Here is a 21,855-nt window from a genome sequence, read left to right as displayed (position 1 = left end):
TAACACTATAAATAATCCCCCCAACAAGGGGAAACCCCCAATCCTATTTACCTTAATTTAGGTACACTTTAGCTAGGATTCTTTTCGTCCAGAAGTTTATTTATATAAAAATGACCATAGGAGATTTAGATGTCAGATACCAATAACACTAGCCCTCGCCGTAAGTTCCTAAAGAACGCTGCTGTAGGCACTGCTGGCGCAGCTGCAATGGGTTTCCCAATGATTTCTAGTGCACAGACTGTGAACTTGCGCTTTCAATCAACTTGGCCTGCTAAAGATATTTTCCACGAGTATGCGATTGACTACGCAAATAAAGTGAACGCCATGTCAGGCGGGCGTCTCAAAATTGATGTGCTGCCTGCTGGTTCAGTAGTTAAAGCTTTTGATATGTTAGATGCTGTATCTAGCGGAACCTTAGATGGTGGTCATGGTGTTTTGGCATACTGGTATGGCAAAAGCCCAGCACTAGCATTATGGGGATCAGGTCCTGCTTTTGGTATGGATGCTAATACCCTCCTGTCTTGGAACCAATACGGTGGCGGTCAGCAGTTGCTCAATGAAATTTACAACGACCTAAAGCTCGATGTCGTTTCATTCCCTTACGGCCCAATGCCAACCCAGCCATTAGGTTGGTTTAAAAAGCCGATTGCAAAAGTGGATGATTTGAAAGGCTTGAAATTTCGTACCGTTGGTCTTTCTATTGAGATCTTCACAGATATGGGCGCATCAGTTCAGGCTCTACCTGGGGGCGAAATCATTCCGGCAATGGACCGTGGCGTTTTAGATGCAGCTGAGTTTAATAATGCATCTTCTGACCGTCTCCTTGGCTTTGCTGACGTATCTAAAGTCAATATGCTCCAAAGCTTCCATCAAAGCTCAGAGCAATTCGAAATTATCTTCAACAAGAAGAAATTCACCTCATTAGCTGCAGATCTTCAGGCGATCCTGACGTACGGAACTCAAGCCGCTTCTGCAGATATGTCATGGAAGGCAATTGATCGCTACTCTAAAGATTTTGCTGAACTACAAACTAAAGACAAGGTCAAGTTCTACGCTACACCGAAGTCTATTTTGGTGGCCCAGTTGAAAGCTTGGGACAAGATCATTGCGAAGAAAGCTGCTGAACTCCCAATGTTCAAAAAGGTGCTGGATTCACAAAAAGCATTTGCTCAACGCGCAGTTCGCTGGGACTTGCTAGTCAATGTGGATATGAAGATTGCCTACGACCATTATTTCAAGGCTTAAGCGCCTTTAAAGCCCTAAAAGCTTATGTAATAATGTGGCTTCATGCACATCTGAACCGGACGGCATCACCGTCCGGTTTTTTTAGTGGCGTTGAGAATTACAGAATTATCTTAGGAGAGTAGTTCATGGATAAATTCATGCTGACAGTAGATGAAATTAGCACCTTTGTTGGTAAAGCAGCAGCTTGGCTTGTGGTTGTTTTAATGCTGATGGTAGTCACAGACGTTGTAAGACGCTATGCATTTAATTCTCCATCGGCATGGATAGGTGAGTTATCCGTCATGGCTTACGGCACTCTGTTTATGTTGTGTGGTGCCTATACCTTGGCACAAAATGGTCACGTTCGCGGCGACTTCCTGTATGGATCCATGAAACCACGCACACAGGCAACCTTAGATTTGATTTTGTATGTCACTTTTTTCTTGCCAGGAATCACCGCTTTGGTTTATGCAGGCTATACCTATGCTGCAGAATCTTGGCGCATAGGCGAGCACACCACCCAGATTGCCAATGGCCCGCCACTCTATCCGTTTAAAACGATTATTCCAATTGCAGGAGCATTTGTTCTTTTGCAAGGCTTTGTTGAAATTTTACGTTGCATTATTTGTATTAGAACTGGTGTGTGGCCTGCTCGCCTGAAAGATGCTGCAGAAATCGACGTCATTGAACAGCAATTGGCAGCATCTACTCACGTTGATGAAGCATCTCGTCAACAAGCAATCAAAAACGCTAAATCCATCGATGAAGCAGCTCATCATCGCATTGGTCAAACTAAAGAGATAAATCATGAGTGATCCAATTCTTGGCCTAGTGATGCTCAGCTTGATTATTGTTGTCATCATGCTGGGCTTTCCAACTGCCTTTACCCTCATGGGCTTAGGCATGATGTTTGGCTTTGCAGCCTTTTACGATCCTTCCCAAAGCTGGACTGCAAACAAAGTTTTCACTCTGATGGTGCAAAGAACCTTCGGAGGTATGACAAATGATGTCCTCTTATCCATTCCGCTCTTTGTGTTAATGGGATACGTGATGGAACGAGGGGCGCTTGTCGATAAGATGTTCTACAGTATCCAGTTAGCATTCCGTCGTCTGCCTGCGTCTCTAGCGGTAGCAACCCTCATTGTTTGTACTTTCTGGGGTATCGCCAGTGGGCTGGTTGGTGCCGTGGTTGTTCTCATGGGCGTGATTGCCATGAAACCGATGCTCAATGCAGGCTACGATACGCGGCTTGCTGCTGGTGTCATTACGGCTGGAGGTACCTTAGGCATCCTGATTCCACCTTCAGTCATGATCATTGTCTACGCAGCAGTTGCCGGCCAATCCGTTGTCAAGCTCTACGCTGCTGCGATGGTACCGGGATTTTTCCTAGCCTTTTTATACCTGGTTTACATCATTGGCTGGGCTCTAATTAACCCTAAGGTTGCACCTAAGTTACCGCCCGAGCAACTCATCGTTCCAGTCCCAGCACCGATTCATTTTTTACGTGAGCACTATTCCAGCAATATGTTGGTCGCAACATTCAAGGCTCTATTCTCGCCAGGTAAATTAATAAATGCACCAGCTGAAGCAAGACTCTCATTCAAGAGCATTTTCAAGAATGTACTGGCAGTTCTAACGCCATTGATGTTGGTCGCAGTCGCGATGTGGGGAGTATGGTGGTATGTCATCATCCATCAACAAAATGAAAGAGACGCCCTCAATGTTCCAGTAGTGACCCAAGTCGCTAAAGCTTCTACCAGCGCGGCAGAACCTGCTGAGGAAGGTTTAGTATCTCTTGACGCCACATCCAATAACATCAAATCAAAAGAGCCTGAAGAAGACGCTCCTTTGGTTGCTTTAGACGCTGCCGCCGGGGATGCACCTCCAGCTGAAGGTAGCATTCCAGAAGCTGCAGCGGGACCGCCAGAAAACTTCGAACTGTATTATGGTTTGACCTGCATCCTGTTTGGACTGCTACTCCTTTATTACTACATTAAGTTAGATGAGGAACAGTTTGAGATTCTCAAGCTATTAATTGAGTCTGTCATGCCTTTAGGTGTTCTGACGATCTTGGTTTTAGCTGTCATCCTATTAGGTATTACTACCGCCACTGAATCTGCGGCAGTAGGTGCTTTAGGTGCGTTCATTCTTGCGTTTCAGGCAGGTACCTTAAACTTTGATCGCACTAAGCAGGCGGTTTTCTTGACGGCTAAAACAACATCGATGGTGTGCTGGTTGTTTGTAGGTTCAGCACTTTTCTCGGCTGTGTTTACCATTTTAGGCGGTCAATCGATCATTGAAAAATGGGTGTTGATGTTAGATTTGACACCACTCCAATTTATGCTGCTCTCTCAAGCAATCATCTTCTTCCTGGGATGGCCTTTAGAGTGGACAGAGATTATTGTGATTTTCGTGCCGATCTTCTTGCCTTTGTTGGCGCACTTCAACATCGATCCTCTGTTGTGGGGTACTTTAGTATTTGTCAACTTACAAGCAGCATTCTTATCGCCACCGGTTGCTATGTCTGCCTTCTACCTCAAAGGAGTTTCACCGCCAGGTGTCACTCTAAATCAGATCTTTGCAGGCATGATGCCTTATATGTTCATCGTCATTGCATGCATGGTCTTCATGTACGTTTGGCCCGGCATGACCTTATGGTTTCCAAAGTTCCTCTACGGAGGTTAATGGTAGCAAGTAGTTCTGCTAAAGAAAAAAGCGCTCTTATCGGAGCGCTTTTTTTACATCGACTACTGCTACCAAAATGAACTAAGCAGACTGTTTTAGTAGCTCACTATTCGTTTTACCTAAGGCGATCGTAAATAAACCTTGCCAGTAGTTAAACGATGTCAACTCATCTTCATCTAGCTCCATCTCAATAAAAGCTGGATGGCGAATTAAGGAGAGCCAGATCCGGCAAAACATCTTATCTTCTAGACGAGAGGGTTTGCTAATGAAAGGAATTTCTTCTAGATTTGGAATAATTTCATATACGTCTTCCTGACTTGACATATCCTGTTTATCCCTACTAAGACGCATCATTTCAAGCATCACTCGACCAAGCTGATCGTAATGACCTTGCCAGCAAATGGGGGTTGCTGCAATCTCTTTTGTTTTTTCTAAATACTTACGGGCAAACTCGCTCCATGCATACGCCAAATCAAACTCCGTCTTTACCTTAGCATTTTGCAAGGCAGTAGGCAGGTTAGTAGACTTCATTAACTCTAGCTGACGATCGCTTCCAAAGGTGTAATCAATAATCAATAAGGGTTTTGCTGTTTTATCGATCTGTAGCCGATATTCTTCCATGATCCATTCTTTCCTAGTGGGGTTTATTAATGCCAATGCCTAAAGTGTAATCAATTGAGGCTAAGCTTTGGAAAAGCGGAGTCCTAGGGAAAGCCCTTGCTTAGAGCTTATTCTTATCTTCAACTGCCATGTGGGTATAGGCTATTTTTAATAGCGGGCAGTCTGTAGATTCATTGCCAGCAAAAGCAATCAAATCACCCAAGATATGTTGATATTCATTTTTCTTTCCAGCAAGCAAGTCTCTGAGCATCGAAGCAGTAAAAGGTGACCCCTCCTTAGTGAGAATCTCCACAGAAGAAGATTGGGTCTTCTATAGCTAAAAGACCGCTCACCTCTTGGAAAATAGGGGCTTTGCCTGAAAATGACGCTATTTCAGCTAAAATCATATTTTTATGATTAATCCCCCAACATTGGGTCTCTTGAAATAAAACACCATGACTTACGTTGTTACCGAATCCTGTATCCGCTGCAAATACACAGACTGCGTTGATGTTTGCCCAGTTGATTGCTTTCGTGAGGGTCCAAACTTTTTAGTAATCGATCCCGATGAATGTATTGACTGCGCTGTCTGCGTTCCAGAGTGCCCAGTCAATGCAATTTATGCTGAAGATGATGTTCCTGGCGATCAACAAGCTTTCATAAAGCTAAATGCTGAGCTCTCACCTAACTGGACATCCATTACCAAGTCTAAAGCCGGTCTTCCAGATGCCGATGAATGGAAAGACGTCAAAAGCAAGCTTGATCAGCTAGTGAAGTAAGCCAAACCCAATCTCCTAGAGAATTTGTGCTCCACTCACCCATACAAACCGATGCCCTCATCATTGGCGCCGGCCCAGTGGGTCTCTTTCAGGTATTTGAACTTGGCCTATTAGAAATCAAGGCCCATGTCATTGATTCTTTACCTGAGGCAGGCGGTCAATGTATCGAGCTTTATCCTGATAAACCTATTTACGATATCCCCGCGATTCCGGTTTGCACTGGTCGGGAGCTCACTAATAATTTACTAAAACAGATTGAACCATTTGGTGCGCAATTTCATTTGGGCCAGGAAGTTACAGAACTTAAGGTACAGGCTGATGGTCGATTTCTGGTGAGCACTTCGAAGGACGAGCATTTCCTCAGTAAAACTATTTTTATCGCAGCTGGGGTTGGCGCCTTTCAGCCTCGCACTCTCAATCTTGAGGGCCTAGACGCCTTTCTTGATCGGCAAGTTTTCTATCGTGTAAAAGATCCAGAACAATTTGCCAATAAAAATATCGTGATTTGCGGCGGCGGAGATGCTGCTCTAGATTGGGCATTACATTTTGTAGATAAGGCAGCGAGCATTACCCTAATCCATCGTCGAGATGACTTTAAAGCCGCTCCAAAATCCATCGCCAAAATGCGTGGGTTATGTGCAGATAAAAAAATAAAGTTACTCATCGGACAAATTACTGGCTATGAAACTCGCAAGAATCAACTTACTGAAATCATCTTTACGAATATTGATAGTAAATCTGAACTCATAGTATTAGATGATCTGCTGATCTTTTTTGGACTCTCCCCAAAGCTTGGCCCGATTGCAGATTGGGGGCTAGAAATTGATCGCAAACAAATTACTGTTGATACCAAAAAATTTGAGACGAGCATTCCGGGAATCTATGCGGTTGGAGATATTAATGTCTATCCAGGAAAGAAAAAATTAATCTTGTCTGGTTTTCATGAGGCCGCTTTAGCCGCCTTTGCTGCCGCAGAATATCTCAACCCAGAGAAACCAATTCAACTCCAATACACAACCACCTCAACAAAGCTTCATAAGGTCCTTGGGGTGAAGTCCCCCACATTCGAGTAAGCTATCGTATAACCATTCATTTTTAGCCAAATTCTTATGCACCAATATCACAATCTCATGATAGAAGTCCTTGCCAAAGGCGTCCAAAAATCGGACAGAACTGGCACTGGAACTATCTCTGTTTTTGGACATCAGATGCGCTTTAATCTGGCTGATGGTTTTCCAATGGTGACCACGAAAAAGCTTCACCTCAAGTCCATTATTTATGAATTATTGTGGTTTCTAAAGGGTAGTACTGATAATAATTGGCTTAAAGAGCGTGGTGTATCGATTTGGAATGAATGGGCAGCACCAGATGGCGAGTTAGGCCCTATCTATGGCTACCAATGGCGCTCTTGGCCTGCCCCAAATGGACAGCATGTTGATCAAATTACAGAAGTCATTGAGACGATTAAGAAAAATCCTGATTCCCGTCGAATCATTGTCTCTGCATGGAACGTAGCTGACATTCCTCGTATGGCTCTAGCTCCTTGCCATGCATTCTTTCAGTTTTATGTAGCGGATGGCAAATTATCTTGTCAGCTATATCAGCGCAGCGCTGATATTTTCCTAGGCGTACCTTTTAATATCACCAGTTACGCCCTACTCACTCATATGGTGGCACAGCAATGCAATCTTGCAGTAGGCGATTTTATTTGGACTGGTGGCGATTGCCACCTATACAGCAATCATCTTGAGCAAGTAGACTTGCAGCTCTCAAGAGATTTCTTCCCACTTCCGAAACTGAATATTCTTCGAAAGCCTAACTCTATTTTTGATTATGAGTTTGAAGATTTTGAAATTGCTGGATATGAATGTCATCCACATATTAAAGCTCCAGTAGCTATTTAAGAAAATATTTATATGACTCAACCTGCTATTTCTATGATTGTTGCGCGCTCACGCAACCATGTGATTGGTCGCGATAACCAAATGCCATGGAAAATTTCTGCTGACCTACAGTTCTTCAAACGGGTCACTATGGGTTTCCCAGTCATTATGGGACGTAAAACTTGGGAATCTATTGGTCGCCCTTTACCTGGTCGTCGCAATATTGTTGTCAGTCGCAATCCAGATCTCACTCTTGCCGGCGCCGAGGTGGCCAACTCATTAGATGATGCACTTCATCGCCTTAGCGAGCTACCTCGCGTCTTTGTGATTGGTGGAGAGCAATTATTTACTCAGGCATTCCCAAAAGTAGATCAGCTTTATATTACTGAAATTGAAATGGATGTAGAAGGTGGTGATACTTTCTTTAAAGTACCGAATCCAGAAGAGTGGCTAGAACTTGAACGCACTCCAGGCTCTGAGGGTGAAATTAGCTTCCATTTTCTGACGCTACAACGAAAATAAAAAGACTAAGAACACTATTACAGTTTTTTCTGAAGCTAAAGTGCGCTTCCCTATTATTTACCGCCTACTGTCATTGAACCAATTAAGATTGAGCCCGTTTCTTTGGTGCCGCGGATTAAAGAATCACTTCCGACTAACTCAATCTCCAACAACATATCTCGTAAATTACCAGCAATGGTGATTCCCTCGACTGGATGCTGAATGACTCCGTTTTCTACCCAGTACCCAAAGGCGCCCCGCGAATAATCACCCGTGACATAGTTCACGCCTTGCCCCATTAACTCAGTCACTAATAAGCCAGTACCCATCTCCTTTAGTAAAGCTGGTAAACCACCTTTAGGCGTTTTTTTACTCTTTAATGTTAAGTGATGAGAGCCACCAGCATTACCAGTAGTCTTCATACCCAATTTACGCGCTGAATAGGTTGATAAAAAGTAACCTTCCAATACACCTTTATCAACTACTGTGCGTGCTGCGGTTTTTACACCCTCTTCATCAAACGGTGTGCTTCCGGTCATCGATTTCAAATGAGGGTTTTCAAATAGACTGATATGTTTTGGCAGCACCTGTTTACCTAAACTATCCAGCAAGAAACTAGAGCGGCGATACAAAGCACCACCAGAAACAGCTTGTACTAAGCTACCCAATAGGCCAGCGGCTAGAGGTGCCTCAAAAATTACCGGGCAACGACGCGTCGTTAAGGACTTAGCCCGCAGACGTGATAGCGCACGCTGTGCAGCGTACTGACCAATTGCGGCTGGATCTGCTAACTCCTGCGGAATACGTGAACTGGAATACCAGTCGTCACGTTGCATCTTGGCCTGCTTGCCTTTTTCTGTCGCGATCGGGGCACAAGAAATATAGTGCCTTGAAAATGGATACCCACCCATAAAACCATGAGTTGTTCCCATCATGAAATGAGCGTGGTGAGCAGATACTGAAGCGCCATCACTATTTTGAATTTGTTTGCTAACGGAAAATGCATTTCCCTCTGCTAGCCGCGCAATCTCAACTGCATGCGTAGCATCAATATTCCACGGATGAAATAAATCTAAATCTAAGGGATTCTTTTCGAGGAGCTCGCGTTCTGCCGGTCCAGCACAATTATCTTCCGCGGTATGCTGAGCAATATGATACGCAGCCTCAACTGTGGCCTTGAGGGAGTCTTTAGAAAAATCGCTGGTACTAGCGTTTCCACGTCGATGGCCTAAAAAGAGGGTTACGCCAACCTGTTTATCCAAGCTTTGCTCAATGGTCTCAACCTCTCCCTTGCGGACAGTTACAGAGAGGCCTTGCCCCTCTGAAACCTCTGCTATCGCATCTGAAGCCCCTTTTTTTTCGGCCTCTTTAAGCATGAAATCCACGATTTCTTGAAACTGATTTGAAGTATATGTAAACATGACCTAATAATAGCTAGAATAGAAACATGAAGCATACCGAAGCCTGGAAAAGAAGTACTCCAAACGAAATCAAAATTGGTTTAATTTCAATCTCGGACCGAGCCAGCAAGGGCGTTTATCAGGATGAGGGAATTCCCGCTCTGCAAGCATGGCTAATGAAGGCCCTCAGTAATCCCTGCATCTTTCATGAGCGGCTGATTGCCGATGAGGCAGAAATCGTGACAGAAACGATTGTGGAGCTGGTAGACGAGCTTGGCTGTGATCTAGTCCTTACTACAGGCGGTACAGGCCCATCACGCAGGGACGTCACCCCAGAAGCCACCCTAGAGGCAGGAACCCGTGAAATGCCAGGATTTGGCGAACAGATGCGTCAAATTAGCCTAAATTTTGTGCCTACAGCGATTTTGTCGCGTCAAACTGCAGTGCTTCGAGAAATTGAAGGGCATGCTGCTCTAGTGATTAATCTTCCCGGTCAACCCAAGGCTATTGCTGAAACATTGGAAGGTCTTAAGGATGCCAACGGCAAAACCATCGTCCCTGGCATCTTTGCAGCAGTGCCTTATTGCATTGATCTGATTGGTGGTCCCTATATAGAAACCGATGAGTCTGTGATTAAAGTATTTAGGCCTAAAAGCGCTATCAAGAAATAAGGTGCTAACTAGGGTAGTGGAACAATAAATTTCTCACGGTAGTACTTCAATTCTTCAATAGATTCCTGGATATCTGCCAAGGCAGTATGAGCCTGTTGTTTGGTGAATCCCTTTACTAGCTCTGGATGCCAACGCTTACATAACTCTTTTAGGGTTGAGACATCGATATTTCGATAATGAAAATATGCTTCTAGTTTAGGCATGTACTTGGCCATAAAGCGTCTATCTTGTCCAATCGTATTACCACACATCGGAGCAATACCTGCCTTGATATATTGCTTTAAAAATGCGATGCATTCTGCCTCGACTGTAGCCTCATCCTGAGTGGCTACCTTCACCTTATCGATTAATCCAGAACGCCCATGGGTTCCTTTATTCCATGAATCCATAGCATCTAGAACCGCATCTTCCTGATGCACAACCCAAACTGGCGCCGTAGCAATCGTGTTGAGGTGTGCATCGGTCACAATGATTGCAATTTCCAAAATACGGTCAGTTTCAGGGTTTAACCCCGACATTTCCATATCCACCCAAATCAGGTGTTCATTTGCTGGGGCAGACTGTGTAGTAGAAGAATTGCTAGTGTTAATTTGTTCGCTCATATCTTTGTTCATTTGATGATGGATAAGAGACTACTGTAATCATCGCGCCACAGGGTAAAACCCTTAGAATCTTCGATCTCTTGAGCGTTAATAAATTGAATATCCCGAAAGGCTTTTTTATCTTTACTGATCAGCGCCCATTCGGACCGGTAGCCTACCTTATTTTCTGAGGCAGCAAAGCTGATGACTTTGATATCTTGATTAAATGCATTTGCTGCAGTTTTAACAACTGGTATTAAGTTTAGAAAGCGATTGGTAATGTGCAAGGCCAAAATTCCATCACTCTTTAAATGCCTAAAGTAATGTGTAAATGCTTCTTTAGTAAGTAAATGGATCGGAACCGAATCACCCGAGAAGGCATCAATTACAAGAACATCAAACTGTTGATTTGGCTCTTGCTCTAATTGCAAACGCGCATCACCTAAAACATACTCGATGCTTGCAGGACTATTAGATAAAAAAGTAAAGTGCTTTTGAGCGGCGTCAATCACTTGAGGATTGATTTCATAAAAACGGTAATCATCACCCTTGCGTGCATACCCAGCTAAGGTACCAACACCTAAACCTACTACCCCAACTTTAATAGGCTGGTTAGATTGGTTTTTGACTAAGATGGCCTGCCCGACACCGCTTTCGCGCACGTAATATGTAGTCGGCTCTTGCGCTTTTGCAGGATCAATAAATTGACTGCCATGGCTGATTTGTCCATGCTGCATCGTTTTGTAGCCACGGGCCTTATCAACATAAACTTTTAAGGTCCCATAAAAATTTCGGTGACTCAACTCAATGCCAGCAACATCATGCGAATGATCATCAATGCGAATCACGCTAATCAGCACTAGAAAAGAGGCGATTCCAGCAGTGGTAAGTACCTTCAATTGGGTGGTTTTAAAGCGCGAATTGGATAAAAAGACTAAGGCAACGACGATACCGGTTAGAACAATACCGATCGATAGCTCGTAGTTTTCAGTAAACCAATATGGAGCAATGACGCCTACAAAAAAGCCGCCCATTACACCACCTACTGCCAACATTAAATAGTAAGTTGTTAAATAGCGTGAATTAGGCTGCTGAGATGCTAACTCGCCGTGACAGACCATGCAAATAACAAAGAATGAAAATAAATTAATACCCGTCGAAATGATCACCGGCAATTCATTTAAGCCTAAGGTTGGCAAATAAGCCAGAATAAAGAGCGCTGCTACCAATAAGGGTAGGAACAGCTTCCTTTGATACCAACCACTGCCCTCAAAACAAATAATGAAAGACAGTAAGTAAAGAGCTAAAGGAGCTACCCAAATCATCGGGACAGGCGCGATATTCTCAGTTAAAAAGCTGGTATCTGCCACCATTAATATTGACGGACATGCCGCTAACAATATCCAAATGAATAAACGAGAAGCGGGCGGCGCAGGAACAAGCTCTTTTTCTGCCTCTACTAGGGCAACGCTATTGCGATTGCGCCATGCCAAGATTGCGCAGGTTAATACAAATACAACATACAAAGCCGACCAACAATAGGATTGCCACTGGGTAGGCAGCATTGGCTCAAATGCAATTGGGTAAGCCAGCAAAGCCAACATGGATCCAAAATTAGACAAGGCAAACAAGCGGTACGGAATGCCGCCTGTACGCTCACGTGCAAACCAAGCCTGAATCAATGGCCCAGTTGTGGAAAGCACAAAATAAGGCAAACCAATCGAAGCAAATAAAAGGCCCAAGATTTGCAGGGTGGGGTTTTCACTACCGGTAGGCTTCCATAGTTCACTCGCAGTTAGCGGTAACAAAGATAAGCTAATCAACAGCAATGCAATGTGCAAGATGCTTTGCCGGTAGGGGTTTAGTGCCTTAACAATCCAATGCGAATAGATATAACCAAACAGCAAAGTAGCTTGGAAAAACAGCATGCAGGTTGTCCAGACTGATGCTGAGCCACCAAACCATGGCAGGATTATTTTTCCAATCAGCGGCTGTACCTGGAACAATAAAAAGGCACTTAAAAAAATAGTCAGGCCGTATTGAAAAGTCAGTTGTAGGTTGTATTTCATATTGTTCTAGCGTTATGGTGTTTTTTTAAAGGGGTAATGGTTTTTATAGAGTTAGGTTCTAATATGAGTTTTGTTTATTATATTTGTAAGTACTCAATGGCATTTTTTCATTACCATCTCTTTTGACATAGCGGTATTGAGTAAATGACGGACTGAGTTTGTATTTTTTAACCTTCCACCCGTATGCACCAGGATAGCGACTGAAGTCAGCTTTTTAGCTAAAATTGATACTTTTCCAAATATAATGATCTCATGACATTTACAATTATTTTTCTCATTGCTTTTATTGCTAGTTTTGGCCTACGCCACTGGCTTTCCCAACGCCAAATTCGTTTTGTTGCTCAACATCGCGGCACGGTACCAGCCGAGTTCGCCGAAAAAGTAACATTAGCAGAGCACCAGAAGGCGGCAGATTACACCATTGCTAAGTTGCGTTTAGGCATTCTAGAAAATGGTGTCAGCGCCATCATTTTAATTTCTTTCACCTTATTGGGTGGATTAGAGATTCTGAATATTGGCTTACTCCAATTACTAGGTGCTGGCATCGCCCAACAAATGGCACTACTAGTATCGATCGTCCTGATTTCAGGAATCATTGATATTCCTTTTTCTTGGTATAAACAGTTTGACCTTGAAGAGCGCTTTGGCTTTAATCGGATGAATAAAAAGTTATTCTTTAGTGACATGCTAAAGGGTATTGGGGTTGGTGGTGCTATAGGCATCCCCTTGTTATGGGTCATCCTAACTTTAATGGCTAAAGCAGGAGATTTTTGGTGGCTCTGGGCTTGGGGAGTACTCACATCGTTTAGTTTACTGATGCAATGGATTTTTCCCACTTTTATTGCACCCCTATTTAACAAATTTGTTGCCTTGGAAGATGGGCCTCTCAAAACACAGATTGAAGCATTGTTAAAGCGTTGCGACTTTGCAAGTCAAGGTTTGTTTGTGATGGACGGCAGTAAGCGCAGTGCCCATGGCAATGCATTTTTTGCTGGCATGGGAAGAGCTAAACGCATTGTCTTTTTTGATACCTTAATTGAGAAACTGAATCCTGGTGAAGTAGAGGCTGTCCTTGCGCATGAGTTGGGACACTTCAAATGCAACCATATCCGCAAGCGCTTGCTGGTGTCTTTTGTTCTCAGCTTTGGTATGTTTGCATTATTAGGGTGGATTAGTACTAAAGTCTGGTTTTATACGGATTTGGGAGTGATGCCAAACCTCAATGGCTATAACGGTGGCTTGGCACTGGCCCTCTTCATGCTCGTTTCTCCGGTATTCAGCTTTTTCCTAACCCCCTTAGCTAGCTTAGCTTCCCGTAAACATGAATACGAGGCAGATGGGTTTGCTGCAGACAAATCTTCAGCAAAAGATTTGATCTCTGCATTAGTGAAGTTATATCAAGATAATGCCTCAACCTTAACGCCCGATCCTCTGTATACCGCTTTCTATAGCTCTCACCCACCTGCTCCATTACGCATTGCCAACTTGCAACGCTTTAGCTAGGAAATATGGAGCAATTTCGTGCGCTGCTGACTGCATCTTATGGAAGGCATTATTTAGCGCAACGGATTTCTAAGGACCCTCTTGGCAATCCAATGCTCGGACAAGAATTGGTTCAGGTCAGTACACCAGCTAAACAACATATTGGCGCTGTTGGTGATGAGCTGTTACTAGAGAGTACCTCTGCTAATCAGGCCCGCATTATTGAAATTGAGCCCAGAGAAAATTTACTGTACCGTTCTGATGCATTTAAAAGTAAATTGATTGCGTCTAACGTAGATCAAATTCTCGTGGTATTGGCGACACAACCCGCATTCTCTCCTGACCTTTTGGGTAGAGCGGTAGTCGCTGCAGAAGCAAATCAAATTGGTCTTCATATCCTACTCAATAAGTGCGACCTCAAGGATAATTTGACTCATGCCCGCAAAATCATCGCGCCCTATGCGCGCATGGGATATCCTGTCAGCGAGGTCTCAGCTAAATTTGATCCTGCATCCATTGAAGCACTTCGCCCAGCTCTTCAAGGCAAAATATCGGTGTTTGTGGGCCAATCAGGTATGGGGAAATCGAGCTTACTCAATGCCTGGGTGCCGAATGCAGCAGCACTCACTCAAGAATATTCAGTACGCCTAGATACTGGAAAACATACCACGACTGCCTGTCGTTATTTTGAATTACCAGAAATCTGGGGTAAAGACGTTCATGGAAAATTGGGCGCTCTAATTGACTCGCCTGGATTTCAAGAATTTGGTTTAGCCCACATGTCTGTCAGTGAACTACAACATGCCTTTAGAGAATTTAAAGATCTATTAGGGAAATGCCGTTTTCATAACTGCGCTCATCAAGCAGAGCCTGATTGTGCGGTTCGAGAGGCTCTAGAGAAAAATGAAATAGCCCCAGAGAGACTAGCGCTGTTTAGGCAGTTGCGTTCAGATTCAAAAACAGCCGATACGCAATTACAAGGTATTAGCCAAGCCAAACAGCGCTGGTCAACATTAACAGCAAAGCCATCCAAGCGATAACCAAACGCCATACTAGGCCAACTGCAGAGCGCATCGTGCGCTCAGTAGGCTCCATACCTACTTCATAAACTAAAGGCTCACCTGCTTCGGCCATGCGCAGAGCTTCATCGCTATCAGGCTCACTTAAGGGCTCGCCTAAACGAACACCCAGTGCACCACTACCGGAGGCTAAGATCACACTTGATAAAGAGTCTGGCCACTTCCGAGTGAGGTAACGCCAGCCATATGCAGCACCTTCAAAGTTGCCCACAATGGCAAAGCCCATCGCAGTGATACGCGCAGGAATCCAATCAAGTACATAAAAGAAGTGACGTGCCGCTTCACTGAGATTAAAGTCGCCACGCTGAGACCAACGCTGAGCGGCAGTATCTGCAAGGCGATATAAGACAACACCTGCAGGACCCATTGGCATTAAGAACCAGAAAAGGACTCCAAAGACATGACGATGTGAACCAATGATGGCACGCTCTAATGCTAAAGAAATGACTTCAGTTTCTGTCAGGCTCGAAATGTCTAGCTCGGGTCCATACCATTCACCTAATGCAGCACGTGCCGCAGGAAGATCATGACTCTCGATAGATTCATGCACCAGGGTAAAAGAATGACTGAACTGACGAAAGCCAAAAAAGAGATAGGCAATGATGATGTTCCAAACGAAGCCCAAAATTGGATAAGTCACCATACAAACAACATAAATTACAAATACCAAAAAGGTGGGAAGAATAAATGCCACCATACAAGCCAAGCGTGCACCAATAGGACTTGCACCCTCTTCAGACTTGCCACCGAATTCACCGGCGACCCAATCCAACCAACGGGCGCTCATTCGAGCAATCCAATGGCTAGCGGTTACTGGGCGATATTGCTCAGCAATGAGGGCGAAGAGGATAGAAAAGAAGGTCATACTTTTAATAGATGATAAAGGTTGCGTAACATTCCAGCTGTAGCGCCCCAAATAAAACGATTTTCATAGGGCATCGCATAAAAACGACGACCGCCCTGCTCACTTTGCCACACTCTGATTTGATGATTGGCTGGATCCATCAAAAAACGGAGTGGTACCTCAAAAACATCAGCCACCTCAAACTCATCCAGAGGGTATTCTGCCTGAGCTTGAACCAAACCAACCACTGGAGTGACGCTATAACCTGAAACCGTAAGGTACTGGGGCAAATGTCCAATAATCTCCACGCGGGACTGATCTAGGCCAATTTCCTCCGCACTCTCTCGTAATGCGGTGTGATTGGGATCAACATCACCAGGATCCATCCTGCCACCTGGAAAACTAATTTGCCCAGCATGATCCCTAAGATGATCCGTTCTTTGGGTTAATAAAACAGATAAACCTTCCTCTTGCAATACCAAGGGGATAAGAACGGCTGCCTGAGTAAGCTTCCCTGCGGCTTGACGCCTAGCAATAATGTCCGCCGCCATCACATGACGACTTTCGTCAGTAATTTCCGGTTGCCATATTGGCTGAACCAGAAAGCGCTGCCTAAGAGAGTTTGGATCTAAAGCTAGTGGTGACACTTTTACCTGATCAGAGCAAACCTCATGAACTGGGACGGCACGAGCATCAAAACCTGGAGGCGCAGCCACACTGATGGGATCTTCTTCGGGCTTTGAGGTCTTGGGCATATGCATATTCTAAGGTAACAAAAAAGGCGACCAAGGCCGCCTTTTTTCGTGCAGCAATGCGAATTACTCAGCAGCTGGAGCAGCCACTGCTTTAGTGCGTGCTTGCAACTTCTCTTTAATACGTGCTGACTTACCAGAGCGGTCGCGCAAGTAATATAACTTCGCACGACGAACATCGCCGCGACGTTTTACTTCAAGGCTTGCGATTAATGGTGAGTAAGTTTGGAAAGTACGTTCAACGCCTTCTCCAGAAGAAATCTTACGTACGATAAAACTGGAGTTCAGTCCACGATTACGCTTAGCGATTACAACGCCTTCAAAGGCCTGGGCACGCTTACGAGTACCTTCAACAACGTTCACGCTCACTACTACTGTGTCACCAGGTGCAAAACTTGGCAAAGTTTTGTTAGCACTTAAGCGAGCAATTTCTTCTTGCTCAATTTTTTCGATCAAATTCATTTTTAATCCTTAAACATCTTATTAGCGTTTAATCCCGAGATATTCATCAACGGACCTAACAGAGGATGCAGTTAAACAATTTCACTAAACCAAAAATTAAACCACTCATTCACAACTGCACACTACTAAAAGTATTCACAGCGAGCGAAGAAATTGTTCATCTTCTCGGGTTAGCAACCCATTGGTTCTAGCAGATTCAATTAAATCTGGCCTAAACCTGAACGTCAGCTCTAAAGACTTCTGCCGACGCCAATCCGTTATTTTAGCGTGATGTCCGCCCAAAAGCACGTCCGGAACAGATAAATTTTCATATATTTCGGGTCTCGTATAGTGCGGATAGTCCAAAAGACCATTCATAAAGCTATCTTGGACAGCAGATTCACCGTCCCCAAGGGCTCCTGGTATCAACCTAATCACTGCATCCATGATGGCCATAGCGGGTATTTCACCGCCAGACACCACAAAATCACCAATCGAAAGCTGTAAATCTACATTTCGATCGATAAAACGTTGGTCTATAGCCTCATAACGACCACATATGAAGCTGATATTACTTTCATTGAGAATATTTCCAGCGATTTTTTGAGAAAAACGCTCGCCCTGCGGAGCCAAAAGACAAATGGGGCCACTCTTGAGTCCAGCAGCATGATGGGCTGCCTTAACTTGTGCGATGGTATCTTCCAAGGGTTTAGCCATCATCACCATGCCTGGGCCGCCGCCATAGGCACGATCATCTACCGTCTTACGAACATCAGAACAAAAATCTCGTGGATTCCAAAGATGGACACTAGCAAGTGATTGCTCGCAAGCTCGACCAGTCACTCCCCATTGCGTTAACGCTGAGAACATTTCCGGGAAAAGGGTGACTACATCAAAGCGCATATCTCAATTTCCAAAGAGGGCTATTGCCAGTCAGACTGCCAATCGAGCGTCATCATTCTCTTGCTCAAGTCAACATTGTGAACCACCTCTTTTACAAATGGTACTAGTTGCAAGATTTTTTTAGTCGCAGGATCACCGATTGCGATAATGCCATGCGCACCATTATCAGTAATATCAATCACCTCACCCAATACTTCATCTTGTAGATTGGTAACTTGGCAACCAATCAAATCAACCCAGTAATAAGAATCACTTTCTGCTTTTGGAAAGGCGTCACGAGCCACTAAGATGCGAGCGCCCTTTAGGGCAAGTGCCTGATCGCGATCTGCTATTCCTTCTAGCGCCATCACCACATTGCCGCTGTGCATTTTGGCGCTCTTCACTTTGTATTGTGTCAAGGAAGCTTGTTCTACAGATGCAGAAACGCCAGCATCCCTTCGCGGAATCAAGGACAACCAAACTGCTTTAGAAGATAGAAGTGCCACAGGATCCGATGAGTGAGGTCTAACCTTCACTTGTCCCTGCAAACCTTGCGCCTCAGAAATGGCGCCAAGCTCAATCAAATGATTTAAGGAAGGTGCGCTCATTTGAAAGACACCTTATTTTCCCGAAATAAAACCGCCAAAAATCATGCTACCAAAAACTTCATCGCAATGATGAAGTGTTTAGTTAGATAATATTTAAGCAGCAGGATTATTTTTGATCAAACGAACAACGGTTGGAGATACTTGCGCACCAACACCAGTCCAGTAAGTCAAACGATCTTGAGCAATGCGCATTGCTTGCTCAGTTTCAGCTGCCTTTGGATTGAAATAACCAATACGCTCGATAAAATTCGAGTCGCGACGGTTGCGCTTATCAGTAGCAACAATGCTGTAAAAAGGGCGCTTCTTAGAGCCGCCGCGTGCCAGTCGAATGACGACCATACTTATTCCTTAAAATCTAAAATGAAAACAGGTTGATTACAACCCAATGAAATTTCTACAAAAAACTTTGGGCTCCAGCTCTCCAAGCAAATACAAGGTAGAGCGGAAAATCTCATATTCTAGACGAAAACCCCTACTTCTTCCACCTATTTAAGTCTTCAAGCCAGTAGAATAGGAAACCAATATAAGTAAAAAAATCATATAAATCAATGCTTTATAAAAAAATGACTGTCAAAATAGCACTTTCTAGCCCCTCCAAAAGTAACTTAAATAGCCTATTCATGACAGTTTGCTGCCTTAGCCTATCCCTTTTAACGGCTTGCGCAAACGTCATTCCCCCTTGCGGCGTAAAGACCAGCCCTCCCAGCAGCGAACTTCGCAATACCAAATGGGAATTAACCCGCTGGAACTTACCCCCAAATGCGAATGGCGAAGTTCGGACCCGCCAGATTCCCCAAGGGGAGAGTAGTAATCCCATTCAAATGATTTTTGATGCAAAAGGTGAAAGGGTCAGTGGCTCAACTGGTTGCAATCACTTTACTGCTACTTTAGATGAAGATGCGAAAGGTTTTACCTTCAAGCAAATTACCAGTACAAAAATGAGTTGCCCGCCTGCTCGCATGGAGTTAGAAAACGATTTTCTATACGAGCTCAATGACTATCGCAGTATCGTACGCAATGGTGATCAATTACTCATGATTGGAGCCGACCGAGAAGTGTTGAGCTTTACCCAACGCAGCAATATAGTCATCAGTAAATAAGCTCATTACTTTCACAACACAAGATACATGAAAAAATCCAAACTCTTTTTTTGCGCTCTCGGCTTATTTTTTCCAGGCAGCGGTTTCAATTGCTTCTACTTACAAGGCCTAAAATCCTTTTGGGCCTGGATTCAATTGATTGCACTGCTAGGTGGTCTCGCAGGCTATGGACTTCTAAAAGCGAATCACTTTGATTCAGCGCCAGGTTGGATGCTCCTCACCTTTGGCTTTATTGCAATTGAAGCAAGCTGGTTAACAACGATTACTTTTGGCCTACGTCCTGATGAAAAATGGGATGCCCAATTCAATCCCGGCATTGAAGAAATCAAGCGAACCCACTCAGGCTGGCCTGTGGTATTGACAGTTATTTTTTCTTTAGTATTTGGTGCGGTGGTAATGATGACTTTTTTAGCCATTTCTTTTGAGCAGTTTTTTATTTCTCAAGTATATGAAGCTAAAAAGTTATCTCAGTAAATACCAATAACTTTAGAACTGCTCTACCTCTAATGCATTGGTTGAGTGGCCACTTTCCAAAATAGAGATTGCTAAGGCCTGCGCCTGAGGTAATAAATGTTCTGCAAAGAAACGTGCTGTAGCGATCTTGGCATCATAAAAACCAGGATCAGAATCACGTAATCGTTGTGCAGCCAAGAGGGCACGAGCCATTTGCCAGGCACCTAATACCAGCCCACATAAGCGTAAATAAGCAAAGCTCCCTGCATAAACCGCTTTGACTTCGCTCTGGGCATTAGTCAAGATGTAATCGACTGATGCTTCAAATGCTGCACGTCCAGCGCTTAATTGCTTCAGTACAGCCATCGCATCTGATGATCCGTTGGCGGCAAGATCTTTTTCGGTTTGTACTATTTTCTCTGTAAGTGCTTTAGCGCTAGCGCCGCCATCACGAACTGTTTTCCTGCCAATTAAATCATTTGCCTGAATAGCTGTAGTGCCTTCATAAATTGTCAAAATACGGGCGTCTCGATAATGTTGAGCAGCACCCGTCTCTTCAATAAATCCCATGCCGCCATGCACTTGTATGCCTAGACTAGCAACTTCGATCGACATTTCAGTAGAGAAACCTTTTACGATAGGTACTAGGAACTCATAAATTGCTTGATTTACTTTTTGATCCTGTGTATTAGGCGCAGCATGTTGCGCATCATAAGCAGCGGCAGCATAATAAGCTAGGGCTCGACATGCCTCTGTATAGGCCCGCATTGTCATTAACATCCGCTTAACATCAGGCTGATGAATAATAGCAACCGGGCCAGGAGATCCAGCTAGATCACGGCTTTGAACGCGATCTTTTGCGTACTGTACCGCCTTTTGGTACGCGCGTTCTGCTACTGCAATACCTTGCATACCTACCGCAAAGCGCGCAGCATTCATCATCACAAACATATATTCAAGACCGCGATTTTCTTCGCCTACCAAATAAGCAATAGCGCCACCATGATCGCCAAACTGCAACACTGCAGTGGGACTGGCCTTGATACCTAATTTATGCTCAATAGATACACAATGAACGTCATTGCGTTCACCTAAAGAACCATCTTTATTCACCAATAATTTAGGCACAACAAATAAAGAAATACCTTTTACTCCCTCTGGTGCATCAGGCGTTCTTGCTAACACCAAGTGCACAATATTTTTAGCCATATCATGCTCACCATAGGTAATATAGATTTTGGTGCCAAAAATTCGATAAATGCCATTGCCTTCTGGTACAGCGCGTGCACGAACCATGGATAAATCTGATCCAGCTTGAGGCTCCGTTAAACACATTGAGCCAGTCCACTCACCAGCAATCATTTGAGGTACAAATTTTTCTTGAAGTTCAGGGCTTGCAGCAGTGAGTAATGCCTCAATCGCACCATCAGTGAGCATGGGACATAAGGCAAAAGAAAGGCTTGCTGAATGCACCATCTCGAAACAGGGAGTGGCAATCAATTTTGGTAAACCTTGCCCACCAAACTCTGCAGGATGAATAACACCCTGCCATCCAGCAGCTGCAAATTGCTCAAAGGCATTCTTAAAGCCTGGAGAAGTTGTTACTACGCCATCCTTTAATGAGCTAGGATTTTGATCGCTAGGCCAATTTAGTGGAGCGACTATGTCTTGAGTAAATTTTGCTGATTCTTCCAAAATAGCTGGCGCCAAATCTATATCAGCACCCGCTTGTGCGTATGAAGGAAATGCCACTACCTCAGCGAGCCCCGCTAATTCATTCATAACGAATAACATCTCTTTAACGGGCGCTACATAAGGCAT

At 44.1% G+C, this 21,855-nt stretch carries 24 protein-coding genes; 12 read left to right on the top strand and 12 right to left on the bottom strand.

What is annotated here, in order from left to right:
• The first annotated feature begins 129 nt into the window (after positions 1–129).
• The 3 genes from ABWP14_RS00670 to ABWP14_RS00660 all read left to right on the top strand — a co-directional run bounded on the left by ABWP14_RS00670 (position 130) and on the right by ABWP14_RS00660 (position 3,909).
• Positions 130–1,245, top strand: coding sequence for a TRAP transporter substrate-binding protein (locus tag ABWP14_RS00670; protein ID WP_353201053.1), 1,116 nt, complete (start codon positions 130–132; stop codon positions 1,243–1,245).
• 125 nt (positions 1,246–1,370) lie between these two features.
• Complete coding sequence (locus ABWP14_RS00665; protein ID WP_353201052.1) at positions 1,371–2,039, top strand: TRAP transporter small permease subunit; 669 nt, start codon at positions 1,371–1,373, stop codon at positions 2,037–2,039.
• Positions 2,032–3,909 (top strand): TRAP transporter large permease, encoded by a 1,878-nt coding sequence (locus tag ABWP14_RS00660; RefSeq protein WP_353201051.1) that lies wholly within the window; start codon positions 2,032–2,034, stop codon positions 3,907–3,909. The genes ABWP14_RS00665 and ABWP14_RS00660 overlap by 8 nt, the downstream gene beginning before the upstream one ends.
• An 81-nt stretch (positions 3,910–3,990) precedes the next feature.
• Here the strand turns inward: ABWP14_RS00660 and ABWP14_RS00655 are convergent, their stop codons facing one another.
• Positions 3,991–4,530 (bottom strand): hypothetical protein, encoded by a 540-nt coding sequence (locus tag ABWP14_RS00655; RefSeq protein ID WP_353201050.1) that lies wholly within the window; start codon positions 4,528–4,530, stop codon positions 3,991–3,993.
• 100 nt (positions 4,531–4,630) lie between these two features.
• Entirely contained in the window at positions 4,631–4,822 is a 192-nt protein-coding gene (locus ABWP14_RS00650) for a ketopantoate reductase C-terminal domain-containing protein (protein WP_353201049.1), read from the bottom strand.
• A gap of 142 nt (positions 4,823–4,964) precedes the next feature.
• Between ABWP14_RS00650 and fdxA the strand changes: the two genes are divergently transcribed.
• Genes fdxA through ABWP14_RS00630 form a run of 4 tightly spaced genes read left to right on the top strand, consistent with a single transcriptional unit; the run spans position 4,965 to position 7,693 of the window.
• Entirely contained in the window at positions 4,965–5,288 is a 324-nt protein-coding gene (fdxA, locus tag ABWP14_RS00645; RefSeq protein WP_353201048.1) for a ferredoxin FdxA, read from the top strand.
• 26 nt (positions 5,289–5,314) lie between these two features.
• Positions 5,315–6,361, top strand: coding sequence for an NAD(P)/FAD-dependent oxidoreductase (locus ABWP14_RS00640; protein WP_353201047.1), 1,047 nt, complete (start codon positions 5,315–5,317; stop codon positions 6,359–6,361).
• Positions 6,362–6,397: 36 nt separating this feature from the next.
• A complete protein-coding gene (locus ABWP14_RS00635; protein WP_353201046.1) occupies positions 6,398–7,192 on the top strand; it encodes a thymidylate synthase in 795 nt (264 codons plus the stop codon).
• Positions 7,193–7,204: 12 nt separating this feature from the next.
• Positions 7,205–7,693 carry a dihydrofolate reductase gene (locus tag ABWP14_RS00630; protein ID WP_353201045.1) on the top strand — a complete coding sequence of 163 codons (489 nt, stop codon included), beginning with the start codon at positions 7,205–7,207 and terminating at the stop codon, positions 7,691–7,693.
• Positions 7,694–7,746: 53 nt separating this feature from the next.
• Here the strand turns inward: ABWP14_RS00630 and pmbA are convergent, their stop codons facing one another.
• Positions 7,747–9,093, bottom strand: coding sequence for a metalloprotease PmbA (gene pmbA / locus ABWP14_RS00625; RefSeq protein WP_353201044.1), 1,347 nt, complete (start codon positions 9,091–9,093; stop codon positions 7,747–7,749).
• Between the two features lie 26 nt (positions 9,094–9,119).
• Between pmbA and mog the strand changes: the two genes are divergently transcribed.
• Positions 9,120–9,743: a molybdopterin adenylyltransferase gene (mog, locus tag ABWP14_RS00620; protein ID WP_353201043.1), complete on the top strand. Its 624-nt coding sequence runs from the start codon at positions 9,120–9,122 to the stop codon at positions 9,741–9,743.
• 8 nt (positions 9,744–9,751) lie between these two features.
• Here the strand turns inward: mog and orn are convergent, their stop codons facing one another.
• Positions 9,752–10,345: an oligoribonuclease gene (orn, locus tag ABWP14_RS00615; RefSeq protein WP_353201430.1), complete on the bottom strand. Its 594-nt coding sequence runs from the start codon at positions 10,343–10,345 to the stop codon at positions 9,752–9,754.
• 8 nt (positions 10,346–10,353) lie between these two features.
• Positions 10,354–12,393 carry a spermidine synthase gene (locus tag ABWP14_RS00610; protein WP_353201042.1) on the bottom strand — a complete coding sequence of 680 codons (2,040 nt, stop codon included), beginning with the start codon at positions 12,391–12,393 and terminating at the stop codon, positions 10,354–10,356.
• Positions 12,394–12,645: 252 nt separating this feature from the next.
• Here ABWP14_RS00610 and ABWP14_RS00605 point away from each other — a divergent pair, with 252 nt between their 5' ends.
• Together ABWP14_RS00605 and rsgA are read left to right on the top strand one after the other, a co-directional pair.
• A complete protein-coding gene (locus tag ABWP14_RS00605; protein ID WP_353201041.1) occupies positions 12,646–13,896 on the top strand; it encodes a M48 family metallopeptidase in 1,251 nt (416 codons plus the stop codon).
• 5 nt (positions 13,897–13,901) lie between these two features.
• On the top strand, positions 13,902–14,915 hold the full coding sequence (gene rsgA / locus ABWP14_RS00600; RefSeq protein ID WP_353201040.1) for a ribosome small subunit-dependent GTPase A: 1,014 nt from the start codon (positions 13,902–13,904) through the stop codon (positions 14,913–14,915).
• Here rsgA and ABWP14_RS00595 read toward each other — a convergent pair.
• The 6 genes from ABWP14_RS00595 to rpsP all read right to left on the bottom strand — a co-directional run bounded on the left by ABWP14_RS00595 (position 14,860) and on the right by rpsP (position 18,820).
• The gene (locus ABWP14_RS00595) at positions 14,860–15,819 is read right to left on the bottom strand and encodes a CobD/CbiB family protein (protein WP_353201039.1); all 960 of its coding nucleotides are present in this window, start codon (positions 15,817–15,819) and stop codon (positions 14,860–14,862) included. The two genes, rsgA and ABWP14_RS00595, sit on opposite strands and share 56 nt — an antisense overlap.
• A complete protein-coding gene (locus tag ABWP14_RS00590) occupies positions 15,816–16,553 on the bottom strand; it encodes a CoA pyrophosphatase (protein WP_353201038.1) in 738 nt (245 codons plus the stop codon). Before ABWP14_RS00590 ends, ABWP14_RS00595 begins: the two co-directional genes overlap by 4 nt.
• Positions 16,554–16,616: 63 nt before the next feature.
• Entirely contained in the window at positions 16,617–17,012 is a 396-nt protein-coding gene (gene rplS, locus ABWP14_RS00585) for a 50S ribosomal protein L19 (protein ID WP_028819145.1), read from the bottom strand.
• Between the two features lie 135 nt (positions 17,013–17,147).
• Positions 17,148–17,894, bottom strand: coding sequence for a tRNA (guanosine(37)-N1)-methyltransferase TrmD (gene trmD / locus ABWP14_RS00580; protein ID WP_353201037.1), 747 nt, complete (start codon positions 17,892–17,894; stop codon positions 17,148–17,150).
• Between the two features lie 20 nt (positions 17,895–17,914).
• Positions 17,915–18,481, bottom strand: coding sequence for a ribosome maturation factor RimM (rimM, locus tag ABWP14_RS00575; RefSeq protein WP_353201036.1), 567 nt, complete (start codon positions 18,479–18,481; stop codon positions 17,915–17,917).
• 93 nt (positions 18,482–18,574) lie between these two features.
• A complete protein-coding gene (gene rpsP, locus ABWP14_RS00570) occupies positions 18,575–18,820 on the bottom strand; it encodes a 30S ribosomal protein S16 (protein ID WP_028819142.1) in 246 nt (81 codons plus the stop codon).
• A 224-nt stretch (positions 18,821–19,044) separates the two neighbouring features.
• On the opposite strand from rpsP, the gene ABWP14_RS00565 reads away from it, so the two are divergent.
• The gene (locus ABWP14_RS00565) at positions 19,045–19,581 is read left to right on the top strand and encodes an META domain-containing protein (RefSeq protein ID WP_353201035.1); all 537 of its coding nucleotides are present in this window, start codon (positions 19,045–19,047) and stop codon (positions 19,579–19,581) included.
• Positions 19,582–19,608: 27 nt separating this feature from the next.
• Positions 19,609–20,055, top strand: coding sequence for a hypothetical protein (locus ABWP14_RS00560; RefSeq protein ID WP_353201034.1), 447 nt, complete (start codon positions 19,609–19,611; stop codon positions 20,053–20,055).
• A gap of 12 nt (positions 20,056–20,067) precedes the next feature.
• Here ABWP14_RS00560 and ABWP14_RS00555 read toward each other — a convergent pair whose 3' ends face one another.
• Positions 20,068–21,855, bottom strand: a complete 1,788-nt coding sequence (locus ABWP14_RS00555; protein ID WP_353201033.1) for an acyl-CoA dehydrogenase — start codon at positions 21,853–21,855, stop codon at positions 20,068–20,070.

The organism is Polynucleobacter sp. (assembly GCF_040400325.1).
In the GTDB taxonomy this organism is placed as follows: domain Bacteria; phylum Pseudomonadota; class Gammaproteobacteria; order Burkholderiales; family Burkholderiaceae; genus Polynucleobacter.
The sequence above is the reverse complement of the archived record's forward strand: the minus strand, read 5'-3'. Positions and strand labels throughout refer to the sequence as shown.

Bases quoted from the DNA above. Each gene is read 5' to 3' on its own strand.
- trmD (WP_353201037.1), bottom strand. From the start codon at position 17,894: ATGCGCTTTGATGTAGTCACCCTTTTCCCGGAAATGTTCTCAGCGTTA.
- mog (WP_353201043.1), top strand. From the start codon at position 9,120: ATGAAGCATACCGAAGCCTGGAAAAGAAGTACTCCAAACGAAATCAAA.
- ABWP14_RS00630 (WP_353201045.1), top strand. From the start codon at position 7,205: ATGACTCAACCTGCTATTTCTATGATTGTTGCGCGCTCACGCAACCAT.
- ABWP14_RS00635 (WP_353201046.1), top strand. From the start codon at position 6,398: ATGCACCAATATCACAATCTCATGATAGAAGTCCTTGCCAAAGGCGTC.
- ABWP14_RS00665 (WP_353201052.1), top strand. From the start codon at position 1,371: ATGGATAAATTCATGCTGACAGTAGATGAAATTAGCACCTTTGTTGGT.
- rpsP (WP_028819142.1), bottom strand. From the start codon at position 18,820: ATGGTCGTCATTCGACTGGCACGCGGCGGCTCTAAGAAGCGCCCTTTT.
- ABWP14_RS00660 (WP_353201051.1), top strand. From the start codon at position 2,032: ATGAGTGATCCAATTCTTGGCCTAGTGATGCTCAGCTTGATTATTGTT.
- orn (WP_353201430.1), bottom strand. From the start codon at position 10,345: ATGAGCGAACAAATTAACACTAGCAATTCTTCTACTACACAGTCTGCC.
- ABWP14_RS00605 (WP_353201041.1), top strand. From the start codon at position 12,646: ATGACATTTACAATTATTTTTCTCATTGCTTTTATTGCTAGTTTTGGC.
- ABWP14_RS00610 (WP_353201042.1), bottom strand. From the start codon at position 12,393: ATGAAATACAACCTACAACTGACTTTTCAATACGGCCTGACTATTTTT.
- ABWP14_RS00670 (WP_353201053.1), top strand. From the start codon at position 130: ATGTCAGATACCAATAACACTAGCCCTCGCCGTAAGTTCCTAAAGAAC.
- ABWP14_RS00655 (WP_353201050.1), bottom strand. From the start codon at position 4,530: ATGGAAGAATATCGGCTACAGATCGATAAAACAGCAAAACCCTTATTG.
- rplS (WP_028819145.1), bottom strand. From the start codon at position 17,012: ATGAATTTGATCGAAAAAATTGAGCAAGAAGAAATTGCTCGCTTAAGT.
- ABWP14_RS00595 (WP_353201039.1), bottom strand. From the start codon at position 15,819: ATGACCTTCTTTTCTATCCTCTTCGCCCTCATTGCTGAGCAATATCGC.
- pmbA (WP_353201044.1), bottom strand. From the start codon at position 9,093: ATGTTTACATATACTTCAAATCAGTTTCAAGAAATCGTGGATTTCATG.
- ABWP14_RS00560 (WP_353201034.1), top strand. From the start codon at position 19,609: ATGAAAAAATCCAAACTCTTTTTTTGCGCTCTCGGCTTATTTTTTCCA.
- rimM (WP_353201036.1), bottom strand. From the start codon at position 18,481: ATGAGCGCACCTTCCTTAAATCATTTGATTGAGCTTGGCGCCATTTCT.
- ABWP14_RS00565 (WP_353201035.1), top strand. From the start codon at position 19,045: ATGACTGTCAAAATAGCACTTTCTAGCCCCTCCAAAAGTAACTTAAAT.
- rsgA (WP_353201040.1), top strand. From the start codon at position 13,902: ATGGAGCAATTTCGTGCGCTGCTGACTGCATCTTATGGAAGGCATTAT.
- ABWP14_RS00555 (WP_353201033.1), bottom strand. From the start codon at position 21,855: ATGCCTTATGTAGCGCCCGTTAAAGAGATGTTATTCGTTATGAATGAA.
- ABWP14_RS00590 (WP_353201038.1), bottom strand. From the start codon at position 16,553: ATGCCCAAGACCTCAAAGCCCGAAGAAGATCCCATCAGTGTGGCTGCG.
- fdxA (WP_353201048.1), top strand. From the start codon at position 4,965: ATGACTTACGTTGTTACCGAATCCTGTATCCGCTGCAAATACACAGAC.